16 protein-coding genes and 1 pseudogene are annotated in these 21,647 nt (G+C 59.9%); 4 read left to right on the top strand and 13 right to left on the bottom strand.

The features are described 5' to 3' along the window. Together M6D32_RS07655 and M6D32_RS07660 are read right to left on the bottom strand one after the other, a co-directional pair. Nucleotides 1–732, bottom strand: a 732-nt coding sequence (locus tag M6D32_RS07655; protein ID WP_298254952.1) for an Hpt domain-containing protein, incomplete at its 3' end; no start/stop codon positions are given. A gap of 102 nt (nucleotides 733–834) precedes the next feature. Next, nucleotides 835–2,523, bottom strand: coding sequence for a methyl-accepting chemotaxis protein (locus tag M6D32_RS07660; protein ID WP_298254954.1), 1,689 nt, complete (start codon nucleotides 2,521–2,523; stop codon nucleotides 835–837). An 851-nt stretch (nucleotides 2,524–3,374) separates the two neighbouring features. Here M6D32_RS07660 and M6D32_RS07665 point away from each other — a divergent pair. Further along, the gene (locus M6D32_RS07665; RefSeq protein ID WP_298255077.1) at nucleotides 3,375–4,379 is read left to right on the top strand and encodes a TorF family putative porin; all 1,005 of its coding nucleotides are present in this window, start codon (nucleotides 3,375–3,377) and stop codon (nucleotides 4,377–4,379) included. Nucleotides 4,380–4,634: 255 nt separating this feature from the next. Here the strand turns inward: M6D32_RS07665 and M6D32_RS07670 are convergent. Next, nucleotides 4,635–4,794 (bottom strand): annotated as a pseudogene (locus M6D32_RS07670) (IS66 family transposase); the annotation flags it as partial. A 67-nt stretch (nucleotides 4,795–4,861) separates the two neighbouring features. Further along, nucleotides 4,862–5,509 (bottom strand): TetR/AcrR family transcriptional regulator, encoded by a 648-nt coding sequence (locus M6D32_RS07675; RefSeq protein WP_298254956.1) that lies wholly within the window; start codon nucleotides 5,507–5,509, stop codon nucleotides 4,862–4,864. Nucleotides 5,510–6,248: 739 nt separating this feature from the next. Between M6D32_RS07675 and M6D32_RS07680 the strand changes: the two genes are divergently transcribed. Further along, on the top strand, nucleotides 6,249–7,568 hold the full coding sequence (locus M6D32_RS07680; protein WP_298254958.1) for an adenylate/guanylate cyclase domain-containing protein: 1,320 nt from the start codon (nucleotides 6,249–6,251) through the stop codon (nucleotides 7,566–7,568). A 634-nt stretch (nucleotides 7,569–8,202) separates the two neighbouring features. Here M6D32_RS07680 and M6D32_RS07685 read toward each other — a convergent pair. Beyond that, nucleotides 8,203–8,709 carry a hypothetical protein gene (locus M6D32_RS07685; protein ID WP_298254960.1) on the bottom strand — a complete coding sequence of 169 codons (507 nt, stop codon included), beginning with the start codon at nucleotides 8,707–8,709 and terminating at the stop codon, nucleotides 8,203–8,205. Further along, nucleotides 8,706–9,173, bottom strand: coding sequence for a hypothetical protein (locus tag M6D32_RS07690; protein WP_298254962.1), 468 nt, complete (start codon nucleotides 9,171–9,173; stop codon nucleotides 8,706–8,708). Before M6D32_RS07690 ends, M6D32_RS07685 begins: the two co-directional genes overlap by 4 nt. A 101-nt stretch (nucleotides 9,174–9,274) precedes the next feature. On the opposite strand from M6D32_RS07690, the gene M6D32_RS07695 reads away from it, so the two are divergent. Further along, entirely contained in the window at nucleotides 9,275–9,622 is a 348-nt protein-coding gene (locus M6D32_RS07695) for a helix-turn-helix transcriptional regulator (RefSeq protein WP_298254964.1), read from the top strand. Between the two features lie 335 nt (nucleotides 9,623–9,957). Here M6D32_RS07695 and M6D32_RS07700 read toward each other — a convergent pair whose 3' ends face one another. Beyond that, nucleotides 9,958–10,287 carry a hypothetical protein gene (locus M6D32_RS07700; protein ID WP_298254966.1) on the bottom strand — a complete coding sequence of 110 codons (330 nt, stop codon included), beginning with the start codon at nucleotides 10,285–10,287 and terminating at the stop codon, nucleotides 9,958–9,960. Nucleotides 10,288–10,917: 630 nt separating this feature from the next. On the opposite strand from M6D32_RS07700, the gene M6D32_RS07705 reads away from it, so the two are divergent. After that, the gene (locus M6D32_RS07705) at nucleotides 10,918–11,664 is read left to right on the top strand and encodes a hypothetical protein (RefSeq protein ID WP_298254968.1); all 747 of its coding nucleotides are present in this window, start codon (nucleotides 10,918–10,920) and stop codon (nucleotides 11,662–11,664) included. A gap of 71 nt (nucleotides 11,665–11,735) precedes the next feature. On the opposite strand, the gene M6D32_RS07710 is transcribed toward M6D32_RS07705, so the two are convergent. From M6D32_RS07710 to M6D32_RS07735, 6 genes are all read right to left on the bottom strand, one after another. After that, the gene (locus tag M6D32_RS07710) at nucleotides 11,736–12,926 is read right to left on the bottom strand and encodes a restriction endonuclease (RefSeq protein WP_298254970.1); all 1,191 of its coding nucleotides are present in this window, start codon (nucleotides 12,924–12,926) and stop codon (nucleotides 11,736–11,738) included. A gap of 69 nt (nucleotides 12,927–12,995) precedes the next feature. Next, entirely contained in the window at nucleotides 12,996–14,045 is a 1,050-nt protein-coding gene (locus M6D32_RS07715; RefSeq protein ID WP_298254972.1) for a DNA cytosine methyltransferase, read from the bottom strand. 85 nt (nucleotides 14,046–14,130) lie between these two features. After that, nucleotides 14,131–14,610 (bottom strand): very short patch repair endonuclease, encoded by a 480-nt coding sequence (locus tag M6D32_RS07720; RefSeq protein WP_298254974.1) that lies wholly within the window; start codon nucleotides 14,608–14,610, stop codon nucleotides 14,131–14,133. A 46-nt stretch (nucleotides 14,611–14,656) separates the two neighbouring features. Next, complete coding sequence (locus tag M6D32_RS07725) at nucleotides 14,657–16,504, bottom strand: DUF1998 domain-containing protein (protein ID WP_298254975.1); 1,848 nt, start codon at nucleotides 16,502–16,504, stop codon at nucleotides 14,657–14,659. Further along, nucleotides 16,501–19,716 carry a helicase-related protein gene (locus tag M6D32_RS07730; RefSeq protein WP_298254977.1) on the bottom strand — a complete coding sequence of 1,072 codons (3,216 nt, stop codon included), beginning with the start codon at nucleotides 19,714–19,716 and terminating at the stop codon, nucleotides 16,501–16,503. Before M6D32_RS07730 ends, M6D32_RS07725 begins: the two co-directional genes overlap by 4 nt. A 182-nt stretch (nucleotides 19,717–19,898) precedes the next feature. Next, nucleotides 19,899–21,647, bottom strand: a complete 1,749-nt coding sequence (locus tag M6D32_RS07735) for an ATP-binding domain-containing protein (protein WP_366145824.1) — start codon at nucleotides 21,645–21,647, stop codon at nucleotides 19,899–19,901.

Here is a 21,647-nt window from a genome sequence, read left to right on the forward strand (position 1 = left end):
CGTGTCGACATTGACGCGGATCGACTGGTTGGCGACGCGGTCGGCTTCGCTGGCGTCCGCTTCGACCACGGTCTTGGCTTTCTTGGCCGCCGACTTCGACGCTTTCTCGGGCGCGGCAGCCGGTTTCGCTTCGGCCTTGGCAGGCGGCGGGGCGCTGACTTCGGCTTTCGGCGGAGCGACCTTTGCCGCAGGCTTTACAACCTCGGCCTCTGTCTCGCGGAAAGCGCGCTCGAGTTCGTCGAGCGAAACTTCGCCCGGGCGCAGCTCGCGCTCCAGGATCTGTGGGACCGGATTGCCCTCCGCGATGGCGGGCTGGACGGCGGGCGCGACCGGTGCCAGTGCCGTCATGGCCTCCATGCCGCGCTCGACCAGTTGATGAAGCTGCACGATCAGATCCTGATCGTTGCCTTCCGGCTCGGCTTCGTTGGCCTCAAGCTGACCGAGAATGTCCTTGATCCGGTCAATCGTCGACAGGATCAGCGTCACGGCGTCCGCGGTGACGCGCATCCCATCCCGGAAGTTGCCCATCAGCGTCTCGGCCGCATGGGCCAGCGCTTCCAGACGCGGCAATCCAAGAAAGCCACAGGTCCCCTTGATGGTGTGAACAAGACGGAAAATGTTATCGAGAATCTTCGCGTTATTGGGATCCTGCTCTAAGCGCACCAACTCGCTGTCGACCGTATCGAGGCTCTCGTTGGCTTCAGTCAGGAATTCCCTCAAAAGATCATCCATGATGATACGCCGTCCAAACATTTAGTGTTGCGGTTGGATGCCAACCGTTGTCTTGAGATCGGGCATAAGCTTGGCCCTGATGGGACCAAGCCATGGTCGCCGTCAGGCTGCGCGAACGGTTGACAGGAATTTCTGCACCTCCGCCTTCAGCCGATTGCTTTCCCCGGAGAGCGATTGGGCAGCAGCGAGTACCTGCGATGAGGCGGAGCCGGTTTCGCTTGATCCACGCTGCACGTCGGTGATATTCGACGCCACCAAGGTCGTACCCTGCGAGGCCTGCTGTACATTGCGAGAGATTTCCTGGGTCGCTGCGCCCTGCTCCTCGACCGCCGACGCAATCGTCGATGAGATCTCGGAAATACGGCGGATGGTGTTGGTAATCTCCCGGATCGCCAGAACAGAGGTTTGGGTCGCAGCCTGCATTGCAGAAATCTGTTGCCCAATCTCGCCAGTCGCTTTAGCCGTTTGTTCCGCAAGTGATTTGACCTCCGATGCCACCACGGCGAAGCCCCGTCCGGCCTCGCCGGCGCGCGCAGCCTCAATGGTCGCGTTCAGCGCCAGCAGATTGGTTTGTCCGGCGATGGTGTTGATGAGATCAACGACGTCGCCGATCTTTTTTGCCGCCTCCGACAACTCATTAACACAGTCGTTTGTCTTCTCAGCCTGGGCTACAGCGCCGCTGGCTATCCCGGCCGACTCTTGAACCTGACGGCTTATCTCGTTGACAGAAGACGCCATCTCTTCGCTGGCCGAGGCAACCGACTGCACGTTTGTGGAAGCTTCTTCTGCAGCCGCAGCTACGGCAGTGGACAGTTCCTGCGTCTTCTCAGCGGTCTTGGTCAGCGTGTTGGCCGCAGCCTCCAGTTCGGTCGATGCAGACGACACGGTCAGAACGATCTTACCAATTGCCTTCTCAAAGCCGTCGGCAACCTTGTCCATTGATTCTTTGCGATCTTTCTCGGATTTCAACCTCAAGACGGCCTGTTCGGATTCAATAGTCTGAACGCGCAGGGCATTTTCTTTGAAAATCTGAACCGCCTTGGCCATGGCACCGACCTCATCCGTACGGGTCAACGACGGTATTTTGGTATCCAGTTTCCCATCGGCAAGGTGCTCCATCACTGCCGTCATCCGCGAAATAGGTTGGATCACTCCCAAACCGACACCAAAAATTCCGGCGCCGAAAATGAGGAAGACCAGTCCAGAGACGCCCCATACGATCATGGTGAAGGTATTCACGCGTCCAGTCACACTGGTTTCAGTTGCTGCGTTTTCGTCGTTAGTCTGCTTGACAATATCGTCGATGACAGCCCGATGGGCCGAATAGGCCGCTGTTACCTCTGAATAGGATTTCGCTACGGCAACCGCATCAGCCTTGGACAAAGCCGGCAGGAATACCTGCTCAATGGCGGTCCAAAAGCGCTGCACCTCGCGATCTGATTTCTCGATAAGCTTCGCTTTGATCGTTGGATCAAGGTCCGATTTCGACCAAAATTCGCGGCGCTCGTCGTATTCCTTTTTTAGCTGAACCAACCGGCCACGACGTGTCGCAAGCGACGCGGGATCATTTAGCGCAAGGGTCGCTTCAAGATACGCCTCGATCACGTATTCCGGCGGAGGCAGAATATCCGCAACAAGGTCATTGCCGAGCTTGATCTTGTTGTAGAGGGGACCGCTCACCTTGAGTTCGCTGAGTGCGTAGATACTCGTAAAAATGATTGCACCCAGACCGATTGCAGTGACCAGACCGAAAGCGAAAATCGCACGTGAAATCGACAAGCGCAGCTTCATAGTGGAACAAGCCTCCATCACTTGAGAACGTTGAGCACAAAATAGAGCTAGAACACTAAAATTGTATTATTCTGTATACGTACGACCGTACTTAATTTTGATCATGGGTCGATTTTTGGATTCCCGAATCAGATTGATTCTGATTCAACATGCCGCTGGGAAGGAGGCCAGCATGAATGAGAACACTATATTTTGGCTATCTTCGCGAGCTGGCTGCTGCGGTCGAGAGCGGCGGCATGTCCGGTCACGGGGCGGTGGGGCACATTGGCGTGGGCGGCAATACGGCCATTGGTTGGATACGGCACTTGCGGAAGACCTGTGGTGTTGGGCCATGCCAGATCGGCAGGCACACCCTCACGTCGATTTCGAGCGAGCGCCTTACCTGGTTGCTGGAGCGAACGAAGAAGAATTTCACTTTGCGCGGACTGGTGGGCCGTCTTACCGAACGTGGTCGCAAGGTTGATAACCTGACCGTTTGCGGCTTCGCGGGCACCGAAGAACTGAACTTCAGAAAGACCGTAGTGACCGGCGAACGCGGTCGTCTCGATGTCACGGTGACGCGTAAGATCACTGCCTCACGCCAGAATCTCAGCAAGGTTCTGCACAGCAGTTTGGTCGGGATCGGTCGATTCCGAGCAGCGGTGATTTGTCTTTCCGCGTGGCCAGCGACCGCCTATCGCCCTTTTGACGGCTCCGATGCGGCTAAGGCCGGTGTGAACGAAATCGAGGTAGAGTTGCAACCGATTGGCCGGCTTCAGATCATGTCGCAGCCGACGTTGATTTCCCTGGCTAACGGCTACCTATACGCGATTGCTCTCGGACTGACTTTTGAAATGGGATGGGGATCTAAAATGAAGAAGATGGTTTTGGCCGCCGCCGTGCTGGCGATGGCGGGTTCGGCTTTTGCGGCAGATATGCCTCTTAAGGCTGTCAAAGCGCCACCCCTGGCGCCGTTCGATCCTTGGGATATCGCATTCGGCAGCGCTGTCATGAGCGACTACATCTTTCGCGGGGTCACCCAGTCCAATCACAACCTTTCGGTCGCGGCCTATTTCGAGCCGCGCTACAATCTCACCAAGGACCTGCAGCTGTATATCGGCACCTCTGTCGAAAGCATCTCCTTCGCGAACCGTGCTGCCGCTGAAGTCGACGTCTATGGCGGTATTCGACCGACCTTCGGTGCTTTCGCGTTCGATTTCGGTGTCTGGGGTTACCTCTATCCGGGCGGGAATTGCGCCGACAACTTCCTCACCGGCGGCTTTCCCGGCGGCAATGTTTGCCCGGTCAGCACGAGCACGATCTTCCTTGCCAACGGCAACGTGATGAAGAAGGACGTGAGCTTCGTCGAAGTCTACGGCAAGGTTAACTACACCATCAACGACAACTGGCAGTTCGGCGTCAACGAATACTACTCGCCGAATTTCCTGAACTCCGGCGCCTGGGGCGACTACGCGTCGATCACCGGCAAGTACACTGCGCCGAGCACCACCTTCGGCACCAGCGGCGTCGGCATGTATGTGTCCGGCGAGGTCGGCCGGCAGTGGCTCGGTACATCGGATGCATTTTACGGCGTCGTCAGCGCCCTGGGTAACTTCGCGAGAGGCATCCCCTACGCCAGCTATGACACATGGAACATCGGCATCGGCTTCACCTACAAGGTGTTCACGCTCGATCTTCGCTATTCCGACTCCGACCTGTCGAAGGGTAACTGCAACGCCTTTACCAGTGCCTTCAACGCTTCCGGAACGACCAACGTCACCTCGATCAATCCTGGCGGCGCAGGTTCCAACTGGTGCGGTGCGGCCGGCATCGTCAAGCTCTCGGCTGACCTGACCGCGATGACCAATCTGAAGTAATTGTTCTCTTGAGACTGCGGACGGGGCGGCAGAGCAGTCTGCCGCCCTTTCATTTTGCGGAAGCTCAGTGCCTCTGTACTGACGAGCACCGGTAAGGAATTCAGGCCGCCGCGATATCCCGTTCGCGACTCCATCGTACTGGTCTTCGGCTCACCGGAAGCGGAAGCCGACGCAACCGCGTGCCCAGATTGGCGGACATATCGTAGACGCTGCTCGGATCGCGGTGTTGCGGCTGGCAAGGCTGGGAAGTTGCTTTCCGCCACGATCCGGCGAATAGAAGAACACGCCTGCCGGTGGATCGTGGCCGCCAAACGGGCGGTCGTCCCTCACATAGGTCCCGAGCCCGCCGGTCCGGGTCGTGCCCTTGGCCAGGACCGGCACCTTCTCTGTCATCAGGATGAACGCGCTCGGCCGCATCGACCAGCGGCATCAGGGTTCTGCAGCTCGTCTTTGCGCGCCTGCGAAGTTCGGCGTCTACCCAGCTAGTCGATCCGGATGCCAGCGATTCGAGCTCGGGTGGAGCGTTTCGCGATCAAAAAGAACCGCTTGTCCCCGAGTAGGGATGCTGTATTCGCAGCCAATTGGTATGCCAATAGCTCAAAAACAAGCTGATTAACGTCTTGCACTGGATCAATCTCTCCTTCCTTTATCGCAGCCCGAACAGTGTTGGCGAATAATGCGTGCCACGCATCCCGGTGGTACTTAACCCGCTCGTGTATCGGCCCCCGTCGGGCACGATATTCATTGCTCATCGCTGATATTATGCATCCGCCCGGGAAGAGGCGTTGTTCCACCGAGTCGAACCATAAACTGCACAATTTTTGAAGTTGCAGAATCGGAGAGGACTCGATCATCGCTGGACGCACCACCTTGGTGGTAAAGATATCGATAGCAGCGTCCAGCGTCTTCAATTGAAGAGCCTCCTTGTCACCGAAGAGGATAGTGATATTGCCTTTGCTGATACCAAGGTCCGACGCTAAACTTCCGAGCGTCAATGCCTCGAGCCCGTTTTTGGACGCGACATCTATTGCTCGACCGAGCACGTTGCCCCGCGCCTTTAGACCACGGCGTCTCCGTCCGTCTGTTTCAGCACGGAGCCGATCGGACTGGTCTACCTTGGACTTAGCCATGCTCCCACCTATCCAAGCATCCTATGCAATTTCTTTGTTGGTGACACTTGACGAAGGCAATTGTAGCATTTTCGATCCCCGCGTGTTGACGCCATCCCCATCTCTTCATTAGCTTTTTGGAGTATCGTGCCGCAACATCGTCATTCGGGGCAAGCAAGCCTCTCGACAATCGCGTAAGCACGTAGGCAGGGCCCTCGGGGAAAGCCTTCCAGGCAAGCAGCCTAGACACGCGCAAGGCGGCGCGGAGCGCTAATCCACGATCTCGCCGCTGAGCCCGCCCCACCGATACGTACCCTCAGCCCTGTCCTGCCAAATAAGGACGGGCACTCTACGTTCTCGGCTGCATCTAGCACATTACTATTGAAGTTCGAGCGTATATTGATGAAATTTGGCAGAAACACCAAAGGACGGGTATCTGAGGACATTCGGTTCGCTATGCCGGGCCAAAACCAGAAGTCGAGAAAGCATGGACCGCCATCAAACTTGGGTTCACTATGCGGCGCGACGCCCCTAGAGCACCGGAAAAATGCCGGGCTCACGCAGGACGACAGGAAGGAGGGTGTTGCCTAGTGCGACTTGGACCGCCGGCCATCACCGCGTCCGCACGCCACATCTGAATTTCGGGCGATTCCCCTAAATAGATAATGGATATCTTTAGTCCGGCTGGGAACCAGTCGATCAAAACCGGCAGCGAGATCAGGGCGGCGAGAAGCTGATATGATAGCTTGACGGAGTCTCCATGTTGCCGACCACGCGATACGCGAAAAGTGGTAGCGTCCACGTTGCTTACCAAGTCTTCGGTAACGGCGATATCGATCTCGTTTTCGTCCCAGGATTTGTCTCAAACATCGAAATCGATTGGGAGGAACCGCACTTCGCGCGCTGGCTGCGCAGGCTTGCCAATTTCGCCCGCGTTATCACGTTCGACAAGCGCGGCACGGGCTTGTCCGATCGCCTCGAAATTCTCCCGACAATGGATGAACGCATGGATGACGTGCGGGCGGTCATGGACGCGGCCGGCTCGAAGCAGGCAGCAATCATGGGGCTATCGGAGGGTGGCTCGCTCGCGACCGTATTCGCGGCGCATTATCCCGAGAGGTGCAGTGCACTCGTTCTCTGGGGAGCGTTCGCAAAATTCAACTCGTGGTTCCCAACGTCCGATAGGCTTGAGAGTTTCTTTGAGTATGTAGAGGCGGGCTGGGGGACCGGGGCGAACATCGGCGTATGGGCACCATCAAAGAAGGACGACGCCGAATTCCACAAATGGTTCGCGAAGCGAGAGCGGGCGAGCGCGAGTCCCGCCGCGGCAGCAGCCCTGATGCGTATGAACATGATGATCGATATCTCTGGGATACTGCGCTACGTACGTGTCCCGACGCTTGTAGTTCACCGGACCGACGATCCGGTAGTGAATGTCGAGGGCGGGCGCTACTTGGCTAACGGCATCCCGAATGCCCGGCTATTGGAATTGCCGGGGACCGAACATTTGCCATTTTTTGGCGACAACGCCGATCAACTCACGGACGAGGTCGTCGAATTTCTCACCGGCCTAAGGCCTGCGGTTAGCGACGATCGCGTCCTAGCGACAGTCCTTCTTACCGATATTGTCGGCTCGACTAGGCATGCTGAAACCATGGGCGATAGACGCTGGCGCGACCTTCTCGACGTTCACAACGCGGTATTTCGGCGTGAGTTGGCGCGATTCCGTGGCGCTGAAGTCAAGACGACCGGCGACGGATTTCTGGCGACGTTCGACGGACCAGGGCGAGCAATTCAATGCTCATTGGCGCTAATTGCTTCGGTCAGGTCGCTCGGCATCGAAATTCGGACCGGGTTGCACACGGGTGAGGTCGAAATCCGTGACCGCGACGTGCGCGGTATTGCCGTACACGTCGCTGCGCGGGTTGCGGCGCTGGCCGAGCCGAACGAGTGCCTCGTGACCCGGACCGTGAAGGATCTGGTCGCTGGCGCAGATGTCGATTTCTCCGAGCGCGGCAAGCGCGATCTGAAGGGCATTGCCGAGGCCATCGATCTATTTGCCGTGGTTCCCCGCAGATAGGGAGGTTCGCGCTGAGCCGTCAAGTAGCCCATGGGAGGCGTTCCGTGTGCACTGATAGTTTGCCGCCGGCGCAGCTCTCCCAAATGAAACAACAAGAGGTAAGGAAAAATGTATATTGCTCCAGCGAGGCAGCCGGGGAGCCCCTTGGGGATGGCATTACGGGGACCGCGGGCCGCCTTTCATTTCGAGCCGCTGGTCCGACCGCCTCGCCGCAGCGGCGATCGAGCTGTGCTGAGCCGCCGCGTCAGGCTCCGGAATTTCCCGCATTCGCCGTCGTCAGATGGTGGCCGCCGGGCGGCCGCGGGGAACGAGCCTTGTTCTGCGACCCTGGATTCACGCCGATACAATGTCCCGCGGACTTCTTCGTCCGCCATTCCGGCTGGGGATTGCTCGTCGCGAAGTACGAGAGCGCCGGTGCCCTGGAGTCAATAGCGCGTACGTTTGACGCGATTAGACTTCCAGGTCAGCAAGAGATTTTCGGCCTCATGCCTTCCAGGCACCCGATCGACTTCATTTGCATCCACCTGAACGACGACGCTCCGGCTATCGAATACTCACATCGCCTCGTCTTGCCTTCAAACAGATAGTCGAGATTTCCAGTACTCACCTCAGCCCTGCCGACCACACTCGCGGCTCATTCCTGGTCCGCGCATTGTTCGCCCGAGATTTTCATCGCTCTTTGCTGCGCGGCTTCGTTGGCGCCGGGCCGGCGGGTGTCGATCGATCCGACACGACAGAAGCCGCTCGAGGTAATTTTGAAGACTACCAGTTCCTGCACTTCCCGCTCTTCCCCCTGTTCGTTCAGGTCCCCACGCCAGATCCTCAGTACGGCGGCGCTCGGAAAGCCGTCGACTAGACGCCACTCGAGCATGTCGCCGAACACCTTCCCTCGTCCGCGCCAACGGTACGCGGCGGAAGCCGGCTTTTGTCGCGCTGACCGTATTGCGACGGCTGCCAGATTGCCCTCATCGTGGAATTCGGCGACGTAGCCCGACGGCCCGGGGCAGATCCACGCGCCGACGTACTCCCGCGACCTTTCCCGGCAATTTGGTCCGTGCGTGGCGGTATAGACGCTTTCTTCCTCCGCAAAGCACGTGCCAGTAAAAAGCAGGGAGGCGACAGCTATCGCAGCGAACCTCATATCCGTACCACTCGCGCCGGCAGTGGCGGTGGTACCGAGCCATTGCGGCTGCCAACGAACGTCCTTTGCCGATCGTAACTGGCGGACAGGATCAACAGGCGGATTCCCGACACGATCAGGAAGAAGCCAAGCCCCAGAATCGGAATCGTCACTATTCCGTAGAGAATCTTGAGAAAGCCGATCTGGGCCCGTAGATTCCTTCGGTCGATCACCGCCACCCGGTCCGTCTTTACTCCCCACAATTGGCAGCGAAACGAGTTCGAACGCCGAAAGATCTGATCGACATAGTATCGGCCGGACAGGCCCATTCCGAGCACCGCCCCCACGTCATTACATACTGCGACCTTTTCAATCATCGTCCGGGTTCCTGCGGTGTCCGTGATCTCCAGATAGGCGTACACGACGACTTCGTTGTCGAAGATGCTTTGCCCGATCGCAGTGATCGCGCCGTCGATTTCGAACATGCTCATGCTTGAACTCCTTGTCCCAATATGGATACGGACAATCTCTAAATATATGATAAATCACATAGACTAAAATTGGTGGAGCGGACGACCGTGCCGATATGGCACGGAGGAGATTCGGCAAGAAGGTTCTGACCCGCCACTCGGCGGGTACAACGGAGGACCGTGCCGACAAAACCCGGAAGGAATTCGGCGAGAGATTTCCCACTCGCGACTCTGCGGCTGCCCAGTCGCTTGCGACGAACGTGCGGAAGCTTCGCAAACTGCGCGGATGGACGCAGGATGATCTAGCAGCCGAGGTCAAGATAGAGCAGGCCGCCGTCAGTTTGATCGAGAACGGCCGAGCCAATCCCACGCTCCTTGTCCTTGAGGAGATAGCCGGAGCCCTTGAGGTTCGGCTACCTGAACTGCTCGACGGGTCCGCGCGACCTCGGCGGTCCAAGACGTGAGCGACGGAAAGGGAACGCTCGAGTTCCGAGCCGGTGTTTAAATAACGAAAGTAAGACAGCAAAGTCGTGCGCGCGGCCCAACTGCGTTGGCAATTTGCTACGAGATGAACTTTTTGCTCCGCCTTTGCCACACTTGCGCCTGCGCCGGGCTTCATCTGCGACCAACCTTACGATCGTCGGCTTGTGATTTGTGGAACCTCCTTATCGATGATGGCGCTGATGCAGCGAGGCAACTCGTGCGAGTCCAGCCTCACCTCATCAAGTCCGAGCGGCACCGCCTTGGAAGAAATCGATCGTGGCAGATCAGCCGCGATTCTTTGCCCGGGCGGCAGCAGTCAGGAAAGCGCCTTCCGCAGCGAGCGAAGCATGGTCTCGGCGGCGTCGATCTTCTTCAGAAGTTCGGCGTCTCCCTTCAACTCCTGCAGGGCGGTCCAGGGCACCGCCTTGACCGCTTCGATGCTGCGCCCCATCTTGTCCCAACCCACGGGCAACCAACCGAGCATGTCCACGATGCCGAACGTTGTCGAACCGTCGCCATTGTTATAGAGCGTGCTTCCGGCGGTGATCTCGATTTGAGCGAATGCCCAAAGGGCTGCATAGGTAGTGCGCGAGATTTTGGGTTGGCTCGGTAGGCGGTTTTCATATTGGTTTTTGAGAACGTCCAAGCTCTGCCGAAGCTTCTATATCTTTGAGCAAACCTTGACGATGTGCGCCCGGCGGCAGCTCTTGCGCTTGCTTCAACAAGCTGTCGGCTGGCACTTGCAATTCTTCGTGCTCGGAAATTTGAAGGGCCGCCTTGCAGCGGCCCTGCCGGTGAAAATTTATTCGGAATGAAATGGCGCCCCCGGCACCATACAGATTAGAGTTTTCGACAGCTTCTCTATACTCCGTACTGCTACGGTGTTCCCGCCTCGGAACTCTCGGCGAGCCGCCTGCGTCACTTTCCCTACCGAGAGGGGCTCTCTCCTTCTTCGGTTGGACGAAATCCGCCGCCCCGCTCAAGTTCCACCTGGGCCACCCGCTCTCGTAGCGAGATCACCTCCGACATCAGCAATCGCAGCTCATTGACTGAGTTAGGCTTTGCGACGGGCGCGTCAGTTTGATGCTTCGCTGTCATGTACGCTAACTCGCGATGACCAGCATCGTTGCTAAATGAGATCGGAATTGGCCTTTACCTCAGGGATATTTGCGAACGCCGATTAGGGAGGATCGCCAGGACCATCGATGAGGTTCAGCGCTATGTCGAACCTCGCCAGCATCCGCACCATGTCCGCCCGCTTGTTAGCGTTGGGGTTTTGGTCGAGACGTTCTACCAGCTCTTGCTTTCGGGCGAGCAGCCTTATCACCGTGTTCGTCATCTAGAACTCTCCGCTACCGTGTATGCGAATCGCCGGACGGCAATGGCTTTCGCCGACGGCGACATGCTTCTGCTCGACGAGCTCTTCATGCTGCCGCGCGATGCGGAGCGGTCATCGTTCGATCTGAACAGGATCGAGACGCCGGACTGGCGCGGCGTCGATATCACGAAAGAATCCCAGCGTGACGAGAAGCGTCCGGACTCCATTCAGCGCCGCATCATCGACGGCCTGCTGGCCCAAGGCGATCTCCACGAAGTGATCGTCGACGACGACGGTGCCGGCGAATCCGCCGACGTCGTCGCGATCCGGCTGGCCGGATCCAAGATGGTCGCGGAGCTCTATCATTGCAAATATTCGGCCGACCCTAAGGCCGGCGCTCGGCTAGGTGATCTATACGAAGTCTGCGGCCAGACGCAGAAGTCGATCCGCTGGCGCAAGCGTCCGGACATCTTCCTCAACCACCTTCTTAAGCGGGAAGGCGATCGCAGGAGTGCTGGCCGGCCCAGCCGTTTCGAAAAGGGGAGCCGCGCGAACGTCGTCGGTTGGCTGAACCGTTGGCAGAAACTCCACTATGAATTCCACGCGATCATCGTTCAGCCGAGCTTCTCCAAGGCGAAAGCTGAACAGAGCCGCCTCGAACTTTTCTCCGCGACGCAGTCGCTTCTCATGGATACCTGGGGATGACGCTTCGGATTCTGGCCAGTCCTCAGCCATGATGATCTTGTCGATGATTGACATGCGCTTTGGCTTATCCGTCAGCTTTCCAATCCTCGGTCGTCGAACTCGGCGACAAGCCATCTCCGCACGGCGTCAACGTCTCCGTGACCGTGAGATTTCAGCACGCTCACTATGTCGATCGCGGACACGACGACGATCGGATGCTGATCTTCCTTGATCTCTCTGTACGCCTGGCCGTCGACGAAACTCGTCGTCACCAAGACACCGAACTGTCGGTGCCGAAGCCGGGAGATCAATCTCGACATCTCGCGCACGCCGACGGAGTTGCCGAGGCCGTAGCACTTGGCTTCGAGGGCGAAATCCACGAGGACTGCGCTTGGTCCGCGTCCAATCCGCATCCTTCCGATCGCGTCCCGCCCTCCGTCTCTCGAAGGTCTGGTCACGTCCAGATCGACGATGTCGGGTATCAACATCCTCGCCAGGCTCGACGCGCAGCGCTCGAAGTCATGAGGCCTTTCCCGGAAGAACGCATGAACCGCCGCGATCATCGCCGAATCTTCAGGCGACGCAGGAAGCTGCTCGGCCCGACTTCGGTGCTCGATAGACCTGACCGCCGTCAGAGGCCGATAGCGACCAGTACGGACCCAGTCCGCCCAGACACCGGGAGCATGCGCGAGCGGGTCTCGGTTCTGGACCAGATCGTCGATCCAGGTGCGCGAAACCTCCGCGACATCCAGGATCGTGAAACGTGCACGGTAGTTCTGGAATCTGAGCCCCTCGCTCGACCGCCATACGGCGACCAGATCGTCGAAGTTCTGGATGTCCGGGTTGCCGGGAACGGCCAACCCCAGAAAGCGGGCGTCACGCCATTCGCCGGTGCCGGAAAATACGAAGATTGGGGGAACGAGGCGCCGGCCGCTATCTCCCGAATGAAGGCCGTCGAAGAATCGGCGGAGCAGTTCGTTGCCGAACCGGCGCGTTTCATGGAGACCGCGCCCGGGGCTCTTGTTGTCGCCGAAGTAGATGAACGTGCCGCTTTCCCGATCGAGCGCGTCGGGCCAATCCGGATCGTCGAGCAAGGTCTTAAGGACGACGAGGCTGAGATTGTCGAGACTTCCCCGGTACCGGAAGCCTCCCTGGTTCGAGACGTCCAGCAGCCGTGGAAGCGGATCGTCCGCAGCACTTCCTCTTCGGTCACCCTGGTAGATGGCGTCGACGATCAGGGGCGACCGCGCGAGCTCGGCGAAGGGAATGATACGTCCGGTCAACCGCCTTCTCCGAAACCGTATGGCTCGGGGCGACTGTCGGCGATTCGCGTCCGCGTGGGGATCGCAGAATCAATGCCGCACCGATTTTTTGCCGCTGCGACGCACGGCCGTCTTTCCGGTCCGCCGGGGACGAAGATCCTCCTCAAGCAGATCGCTCGCACCGCCGCCGATCAGCGAACCGACGACGGCGCGCATAACCGGGGCGCACACGCCGTTGCCCAGCACCTTGATCTTGTCGCGCCGCGTGCCGTTTTCAAGTCCGAACTTGACGCCCTCGCCGTGGTGATCCTTCAGGTGGGTAAGCCCCATGGCGCGCTTCAGCTCGGGGACCTGAAGCATCCGAAGGGTCGGTTCGCCGTCGATCCATTGGACGAGGCCGAAACGATCGAGGGTCGTCAGCGTCCGCAGCGGGCGGTCCAGGCGTTGCCAGCCACCGGCCCGGTCCGAACCGTAATAGACGATCAGGAAGTCCTTCTTGCGTCCGAGTTCGGCGATGCCGCGCTCCACGCGCCCGATCGTCGAGGCGGCCCGCTTGCCGTTGTAGACGGGTTCGGCGGCGTACGCGCCGGCACGATCCAGGATGCTGGATGCATCCCGCTCGCTTCTGATGATCGGCTTCACCAGCGAAGGCGTCGCGAGCTTGTCGCCCATGATGAACAGGCGCTTCCGGTTTTGAGGCGTGCCGAAATCAGCCGCGTCGAGCGGTTCTATCCGGAGCTTGTAGATCTTCTTTAGTTCGGTGATGAGATGGTCGAATCCTGACCAATGGCGCATGGGAGTGACGTTCTCGAGAACGATCCACCGGGGATCCAGCTTCCGGATGAAGTTCATGACGTACCAGCCGGAACGGCGGCTTTCCTCGTCGACCGGCTTGTTGCCTCTCGCGATCGAGTGGTGCGTGCACTCCGGCGAAGCGATGAGCATGTCGATCTTGCCGAGGCGGCTGAACAACTCCGGTCCACTGCTGTCTGTGAGCCGGGCAGTGACGACTTCGGCCTCCTTGAAGTTGTCCTGATAGGTCCTGGCGGCAATGTCCCACGCGTCCGCGGCGGCCACCATGGTCAGGCCCGCATGACGCGCGCCGGCGCTTCCGCAGCCTCCGCCGGAAAACAGGTCCATTCCTCTCATGAGGTCATCCGTTCATCCATAAAAACGCAACCTACAGATCCGCAGACAGAGGCGACGATCATTCGGCCGTTAACCTTTATCGGTGCTTTTCGATTTTCCGGACACGTCCGCCAAGCCTGCGTTCCGGTTCACCATGCCTAGCCGGTCGGCATTCCGCCAGGTGGCGCGAGGCTCTCGCCAGCAAAATCTTTTCGAGGCAGAGGGCGGGCGATTCCCGTATTTGGTGCTCCCAGATGCGAATGACCTTCCATCCCGCTCGCCGGAGAGCCCGGAAGTTACGGATGTCACGCTTGATGTTCCCCTCAATCTTGCGTTCCCAATGCTCCGACAGCTTCAACCGCCAGGCGGGGAAGCGCCATCCGTGCCAGAAATCGCCGTCGACGAAGATCGCTATCCTGAAATCCCTCAGCACGAAATCGGGTCGCCCGGGCAGGTCCCTGCATTGTTCGTCCCACGTCAGACCGGCACCGGCCATGAGTTCTGCGACCGCTCGCTCCGGTTTGGTGCCTTTGCCTCGGATCCGCGACATTAACGCGCTGCGGGTAGCGACGCTCATGATGTCCCCCCGGCGAAGTCGCACCGGGGTTGAAGCCACTTTCTTCCTAGGGGATCGGGGCGCCATTGAAGAAGCCGAGGAGTGTATCGTCGATCTTGCCCGCGATCAGCCCTCGGTCAAGCAGCCTGTTGCCCTCTTCGCAGCTGGTTTCCGGAAGCAGCGAACAGCCGTGGCATGCGGCGAGATTGGACGACACCGTGCCATCGCCAGGTGATTCCATGCAGATCGGGTCGTTCGAACACCAGCGAGCGCGTCGGAGGGCATCCTCGAACAGCCTCGGCAGACGATCGGGCCTCGCCTGTTCGACGAGGCCGCCGAGCGTGCCCTCCGAGTCGCCGGAAGCGGTGTAGATAAGAAGGCCGTTCATAGGCTGCTTTTCGTTGGCCAGATTGCAATACAGCCGCTCCCTAAGGGACGCCGAACCGTAACCGCAGGCGAAGGTCAACTCCTTGATCAGCGCATGCGCCAGCGTGTGGATCATCATGAAGCGCGCATCGACATTTCGCGGCGAAAGCATCCGGGCGGTCCGACGCGCGTTGAAATCGGCGACCAGCGGGCCGACCCGGCCAGCCGCCTTGGTGCCGCTCATCCACTTCTTGATGGATTCGGCATCGATTTCGATGAAGATCCCCTCTCCGCGTACGTCGATCGCGGGAAGCCACGGAAGCGTTTGATCGATCGAGAGGCGCTGGACTGCCGGGTCGCTCAGATCCGACTTTGGCATGAGCCTCGAGAAGCCGGTGAGGACCCGTGTCTCACGGAGCTTCCTGACGAGACCCACCTGCCGCACGTAATTGCCGAGCCATCCATAGTCTTTTCCGCTGCGCCGCTCGACGAAAAGCTCGTCCGCAGGGTCGGTAGCGGCGTTGCACAGCACGTCGTATTCCTGCCATCGAAATTCTTCTTCCGTGACGGCGATCCGCTGGCCTGTAGACCCGTCGAGCCGCGCCTGCGCCGCGGCCGCGAGGGCTGTGGCGTCCACTCCCATCATGGCGGCGAAGGCGGCGACGACCTGGGGATTGACCTTCCCGTCGATCGTGCCTGACGAAATGCCCATCCAAATGGCGGGAGTGTCCAGTACGCGCCTGATGTCATCGTTCTCGGCCGCTTGCGCCGGAGGAATGTAGATCGAGCTTTGGACGGCCGGAAAGTAGACGTTCGAACTGCCCCGCTGCACCGTCTGGAGAGCAGCGCCGCAGGACTCCAATCCGACCTCACGTCCGAGCCACGGCTGCGCTCCCGAGCAGGTCGCGTTCACCGCGGAAAGGGATTCCTTCTCGAACGCGCCCGCAAGCGACCGCTTCTGCTTGCACTTGGTGCATTCGATCTTGATGCCCGCAAGGCTCGCAGCGCTGCGTCCGGCCTTGAAGTACATCTCGGCATCGACATCGCTGGCGCATGTGCAGCCGATCCATTTGCGGAACGGGAAATCCTCGATATGTCCCGATTCGCAGGCCGTCACGATGCGCGCCGGGATCATGCGCCGCCCACGTCCTGACCTCGAGCAGCTTTTCTCTTCGCACACCGGTTGGCCGCCGAAGAGGGTCGTCCGTTTCATCCTGAAGCACCGGGGACAGTAGTGCCACAATGGAAAGCGGACGTGGGGTATCTTGTATTTAGGTCCCGCCTCTTCGGAAAATTCCGGCGGTCTGACGAAGAACTCCCGGTTCAGCCGCGCCGCAAGCCGCTCCTCCTGGATTCTGAGAGTCTGCTCCGGCAAGGTTATGAACCAGTTGTCGAGGCCTGCGCACATCAAGGCCTCGTCGTTCCGGAAATCGTTCATCGATCCGATGCCGAAGGGCGCGATCAACTGGGCGCGGCGAACCGGTCGTGCCGGCGGCGGACTCTTCTTGGCGCCGAACGCCCCCTTCTTTGTTTTCCATGCGGGCTTCACGTCGTCGCCTCCGCTCCGTACGCTTGAATTGGCACTGCAACGCATTCCGCATCGACGTTCCGCATCGACGAGGGTGTCTGCTTCAGACTCGGGCCGAGATACGCGATATCGGGGCGGATCGGCTTTCCCGCGGGCCAAAGCAGGGGATCGTCCTGCTGACCGCCGATGCCTCCGTAGAACTGGGGCTTTCTCCGCTCCCAGTCGTCCAGAAAACGATCGAGAATCGTCGTGGCCCGTCCGAGTTCGTCGGGTGCCACGATCTTGATCCTTTCGACGATCGTACGAACGATATCCGCGCGCCTGGCGGCCACGCCCCGCACAGGGCTGTCGCGGAGTTCGGGATACCTGAAGCGCGCAAGCGAGACCGCAAGCGCATGAATTGCCCGTTCGCAGACGGGGATGGAGAACGGCGTCACGCTCGTCGCCTCGACAAACTTGTAGGCGTTCTCATGGAACGAGCGGAAACTCTCGAAGTGCGAACGGTCGCGGGGCTTGAATGGATTGTAGTTGGTGACGACCAGTCCCGGTGTCCCCTTGCCGCGGCCGACGCGGCTGGAAGCCTGGATGTATTCGGACGCCCCCTTCGGCTGGCCGACCACGCACATCAGGCTCAGCCGGGGCACGTCGAGGCCGACCTGGATCATGTTGGTGGCGTAGCAGAGGTCCACGACGTCCTTGCCCTTCGGGTTGAACAGCTTTTGCAGGATCGCCGGAATGTCCGAGCTTCGCAGCCGGCTCGTCAATTCGTCGAAATTGTTGATGAAGCGCCGCAGCGGCTTCGACCCCGGAAGCATGGCTTCCATCAAGCCTATCCGATCCCAAAGCGAATTGAGATGTTCGCGGATGTCGGCCTGAACGAGGGTCGACGCGCGTCCGAGTTCTCTCAGACTGTTGAAATAGACCATTAGCGTCCAGTACGGGTCCACCGCGCTATCCGGACCATCGACGAGCGCAGTGGCCTGCAGCAGTGTCGCGAGAACGACCTTCTGCGCGGTCACATGGGACGGTAGCGCCGTGGCGAGCACGCCGACGTAAGCCCGGCCGGCGGCCGGTTCGCCTTCGAACGCGAAGAACGACTCGCCGGCCACGAGCCCCTGCGGCGGGAACAGCTTCGCCCTCCTGCCGTAGACGTTCTTGATCTGCTCCTCCGCCCTCGCGATCGTAGCGGTGGAGGCGACGATCTTTGCGGGAATTCCTGTCTTGGGATGCGTCGTGAACTCGTCGATCACCGTTTCATAGTGTCCGACCATCGACCCGAGTGGACCCGAGATCAGATGAAGTTCGTCCTGGATGATCAACGACGGGGGACCCGCGGTTTCGGGATTGTCGATGCCGAAGAGGCTTCGCGACCTCGGCTCCCACGGCATCATCGCGAACTTGTCGACGGTTCCGATTACCAGAGTGGGTGGACGTTCGTAGATTCCCTCGTCGACGACCTCGAGCGGGAGACCGGCGGGACCGGAGAAATCGCAAGCGGCATCGTCACAGACGAAACGAACCCGGCCTTCCGTTCCTGGACGTTTCTCGAGCTTGTATCCGAACACGCGCGTGACCGCCCCATAGCGCTGCGCGCCCATCTGGGCGCCGCACCAGGGGCAGGCGAGAATAATGAACGGGTTGGCGCCGCCCTCGCGGCTTAGCCGGCTATACTGCTGTACGGCGTCGGAGTGTCGGTTGGGCGTGACCGCCCCGCCGAGCCAGAGACCTATCGTTATCGGCACGAAACCGAAGCGCTGCGGTTCGGTGCGTCGGATACGCTCCAGCGCGCAGATCAACGAGGCCGCCCGCTGGAACTGCTGCGTCGTGAGAAGCCGCAGCGTGTAGCGCATGAGCACCGTCGTCCCGGCATCTTCCGCCTTCTTGAGGCGGCGAAGCAGGATGACGAACGCGGCAAGTCCGAGATACGCCTCCGTCTTTCCGCCTCCGGTCGGAAACCAGATCACGTCGACGACTTTGCGATCGGCGTGCTCAGCCTCCGCAAATCCGCGGATGTTCATCAAGATGAACGCCAGCTGGAAGGGGCGCCATGTGGTGTTCGAGTAAACCGGCGGGACGTAGGCGGGCTCCGAGACGGGAGAACCAGCCGGTCCCTCCACCCATTGCCGTCCCATAACCGACAGATTGTAGTGGTCGCGCTGCTCGAGCATCGCCCTGTTCATCAGGCGAAACGCGTCGAGCGCCATGTCGTCGGCGCCGAGAATCTTCGTGCCGGACTCGATCCTCGAAAGGCATTCGCGGCAGACATCCATGTGGCTGTTGGCCGTCACCTTGAGCTCCGGCGTCAACGTGCCATCCGCCTCTATCTGCTTTTCCCGCTCCCCGATCCATTTTCGGTATTCCTCGGCCAGGGCCGAACAGGCAGCTACGATGTCGGCACGGTCTCCATCCGCGAGCCGCTTCATCGAGAGTTCGACCTTGTCGAGCGTGTCACGCGGAAGAATCGGAGCCTGCTCGAAAACCGGAAGCACGTCGGTGCTTATTTCCCTGACAGTGCGGTCCTCGACGCGCCAGTCGACCGAGCAGCCGTGACCGATCGCATAGTTGGGGCGATGCCGGTACAGCAACGAAAGGGAGCGTTCTTCCGGGTCTTGATCTCGCTCGGGCCGTCCGGGATATGGATGGATGCGCGAATTGCCCTCCGGAAAAACGGCACACTTGCTCTGGAAAAAGCACTTCTCGTTTATCGGCTTCGAGGTAGGAGTGCCGTTTATCAACGTCACCGTTATCAGGCGTCGGCCGTTCCAAGGCCGGCTCACGACATCGAGATACAGATCGCCTTCCGACCCCACCGCGCTGATCTTCTCGGAAAACTTTCCCGATCCGAGGTCCTTCTCAGACAACGTAACGGTCTTGTTGCCGGGGATCCTGAACCATAGCTCCGACTTCCTGCCAGGCTTCGCACCTTCCGGCTGAAGCAGTCCCGGATAGCCGTCGATTTCCTGCTTGCTGTAGGTGCCCCAGGAGGCCTCGATGCGGATGCCTCCGACGACGTCAGCCATGAAGCTGAATCCCATCGAACTCGGAAGGAACATGGAAGTGGCGTCCATTTCACCGTCGACTTCCGGCGTATCGTCCACTGCGGTTTCCGTGGCGGCGGCCTCGTCGCTCGCTGCGTCGGAAACCGCCTCTTCGTCCGCTTCCGCCGTGATATCGTCCGCAGCATCGATCCCGGCGGCATCTTCCGCGGCGCCTAGAGAGCCGGAATAGGTCACGCCCCGTGGGAAAAGGATTCCGCAAGCGTACCGGTAGCGTGGGGGATCCTGAGGTCGGAGGATCTCCTCCCCGTTCAGTTGAACCAGCGGGTAGCCCGGCGAGGGTCCGACCAGTTCCGAGCGCAAAGCATCGAGAACCGTTTGCCGCACTTCCGTAGGAGTTGCCGCCTTCTTTCCAATGATCATTTGGCTCCCGCCATCGTTTGTGCCCGAGCCCAATCGGCTATGCGCTGATTGATCCTGCCACGAGCCTCTTCGGGGCAGATTACGAAGAGCCGCACGCGTGCGCGGGACATCGCGACGTAAAGCAACGAATCCGTTTCGTCGGATCCGGAAGCACCCGCGTCGATCACGATGACGACCGGCCGTTCGAGCCCTTTGAAGGAGTGAATGGTCGAATAGGCGAGCTCGCCGGCTCCTGCTGACGAAGTATCCCTCAAGCGCCACCCCCCGAGAGCTTTCGAATCCTTGACCGACGAGTTCTCCCGCCTTCTATGGCCCAGCAGCACAACATCTTGGGCCGGGTAGCCCGCCGTCCGCAGAACGGTCACGATGTGCGACGCACGCGCGATGGCGGCGTCATTGCTTGCCTCGAAGAACACCTCGACCAGGTCACCATCGACCTGCTTGTCGCTCACCTTCGTACCGGTGAAGCCGCACATCAGATCCGTCTGCATGGCGATGCGGCGCGTGTTGCGGCAGTTGATGCTCAAGGCGAAAGTCGGAGCTCCGGCAAACGCCGATCTCAACCTCTCGAGCGTGTCTGCGGACTTTCCGTAGAGTGCCTGCCTTGTGAAGTCGCCAAGTAGTATTGTCCGAGCGTCGACGGCACCCCCCGTGAAGGCCTTGAGAACGTCGGCAAGCCTTTCGGCTTCGAAGTCCTGCGCCTCATCTATGATGACCGCATCGAATCGTTCGTCAGCCTCCTCGACCGCCAAGGCTCCGAGATCGAAATAGATCCGGCCGTAGAGATCTGCGTCGTCTTCGCCGGTCGCCGCGGGAAGTTCGTCGGCGAACGACGACGAACTTATGCGGTCTCGCAGCAGCGCGTGCATGTGGCCGGCGACTATGCCGGACAGGCCTTGATCGTCGACGTATTTCCTGAGCCAGTACCCTAGGTTCCTGTTGAAGCAGGCCAGGAGCACCCTTTTTCCCTGAAGGGAAAGCCTACGCGCGGCTTCCATGCCGATGTTGGTCTTACCCGTTCCCGCGGGTCCCTTCACGATGCAGACTTGATTGTCGGCGATCGCGTCGAGGACGCCATACTGTTCTTCCGTGAGTGCGAGGATTCTGCGCTCCGTCTCCAGAATGCTGGTCGCGGGCACGATGATCCTGTCGAAATCGGGCCTCAGGAACGACAACAATCGACGGCACGTCGCGCCGGTCGGCGGACACAGATCGCGCCGCTCGGAGAGGTTAACGAGCGATGGGGCGTTCCGGATTTTCTCCACAAAATCCGCGGCCATGTCCCTCTGGTCGATCACCTCGTCTCGCGTGAACTCCGGCGTGACCGGCGGGCAGTCGACATCCGGCAGTATCACGATCCAGCCGATCGGACACCTCGACTCCCACGAGCCCACGCCGAACTTGAGATCCAGCGAGCGATCGAGCTTCCACATTCCCTTCTGCGCCTGGCTGAAGGGGCTTCGCTTGAGGCGCTCCTGAACCGTCGCCCCGAAGCGCTGGGTGAACCACGTCCCGTCCTTGTGCGTGACCCTGCCGCCCTTGACCTCAGCGCAGACGACTCCGAACTCCGGAATGATGATGACGAAATCGATCTCGCCGAACTCGCCCGTCCAGCCGCTCGAAATTCCGAGCGAATGAAGGATCGTCCACTTCTCGGTGCCCGGTGCGACCTTAAATGCGTAGAAAACGCGCTTCTCGGAGCCCGGCGCGTCCGCAGCGGGAAGCGGTGGAATCATGGTGGCCAT

This window comes from Bradyrhizobium sp., assembly GCF_027307225.1.
Lineage (GTDB): Bacteria > Pseudomonadota > Alphaproteobacteria > Rhizobiales > Xanthobacteraceae > Bradyrhizobium.

Coding starts and splice junctions, on each gene's coding strand:
- M6D32_RS07675 (WP_298254956.1), bottom strand. CDS start 5,509: ATGGCTAAGTCCAAGGTAGACCAGTCCGATCGGCTCCGTGCTGAAACA.
- M6D32_RS07680 (WP_298254958.1), top strand. CDS start 6,249: ATGTTGCCGACCACGCGATACGCGAAAAGTGGTAGCGTCCACGTTGCT.
- M6D32_RS07660 (WP_298254954.1), bottom strand. CDS start 2,523: ATGAAGCTGCGCTTGTCGATTTCACGTGCGATTTTCGCTTTCGGTCTG.
- M6D32_RS07685 (WP_298254960.1), bottom strand. CDS start 8,709: ATGAGGTTCGCTGCGATAGCTGTCGCCTCCCTGCTTTTTACTGGCACG.
- M6D32_RS07735 (WP_366145824.1), bottom strand. CDS start 21,647: ATGGCCACCATGATTCCACCGCTTCCCGCTGCGGACGCGCCGGGCTCC.
- M6D32_RS07720 (WP_298254974.1), bottom strand. CDS start 14,610: ATGAGCGTCGCTACCCGCAGCGCGTTAATGTCGCGGATCCGAGGCAAA.
- M6D32_RS07715 (WP_298254972.1), bottom strand. CDS start 14,045: ATGGACCTGTTTTCCGGCGGAGGCTGCGGAAGCGCCGGCGCGCGTCAT.
- M6D32_RS07695 (WP_298254964.1), top strand. CDS start 9,275: ATGGCACGGAGGAGATTCGGCAAGAAGGTTCTGACCCGCCACTCGGCG.
- M6D32_RS07665 (WP_298255077.1), top strand. CDS start 3,375: ATGAAGAAGATGGTTTTGGCCGCCGCCGTGCTGGCGATGGCGGGTTCG.
- M6D32_RS07690 (WP_298254962.1), bottom strand. CDS start 9,173: ATGTTCGAAATCGACGGCGCGATCACTGCGATCGGGCAAAGCATCTTC.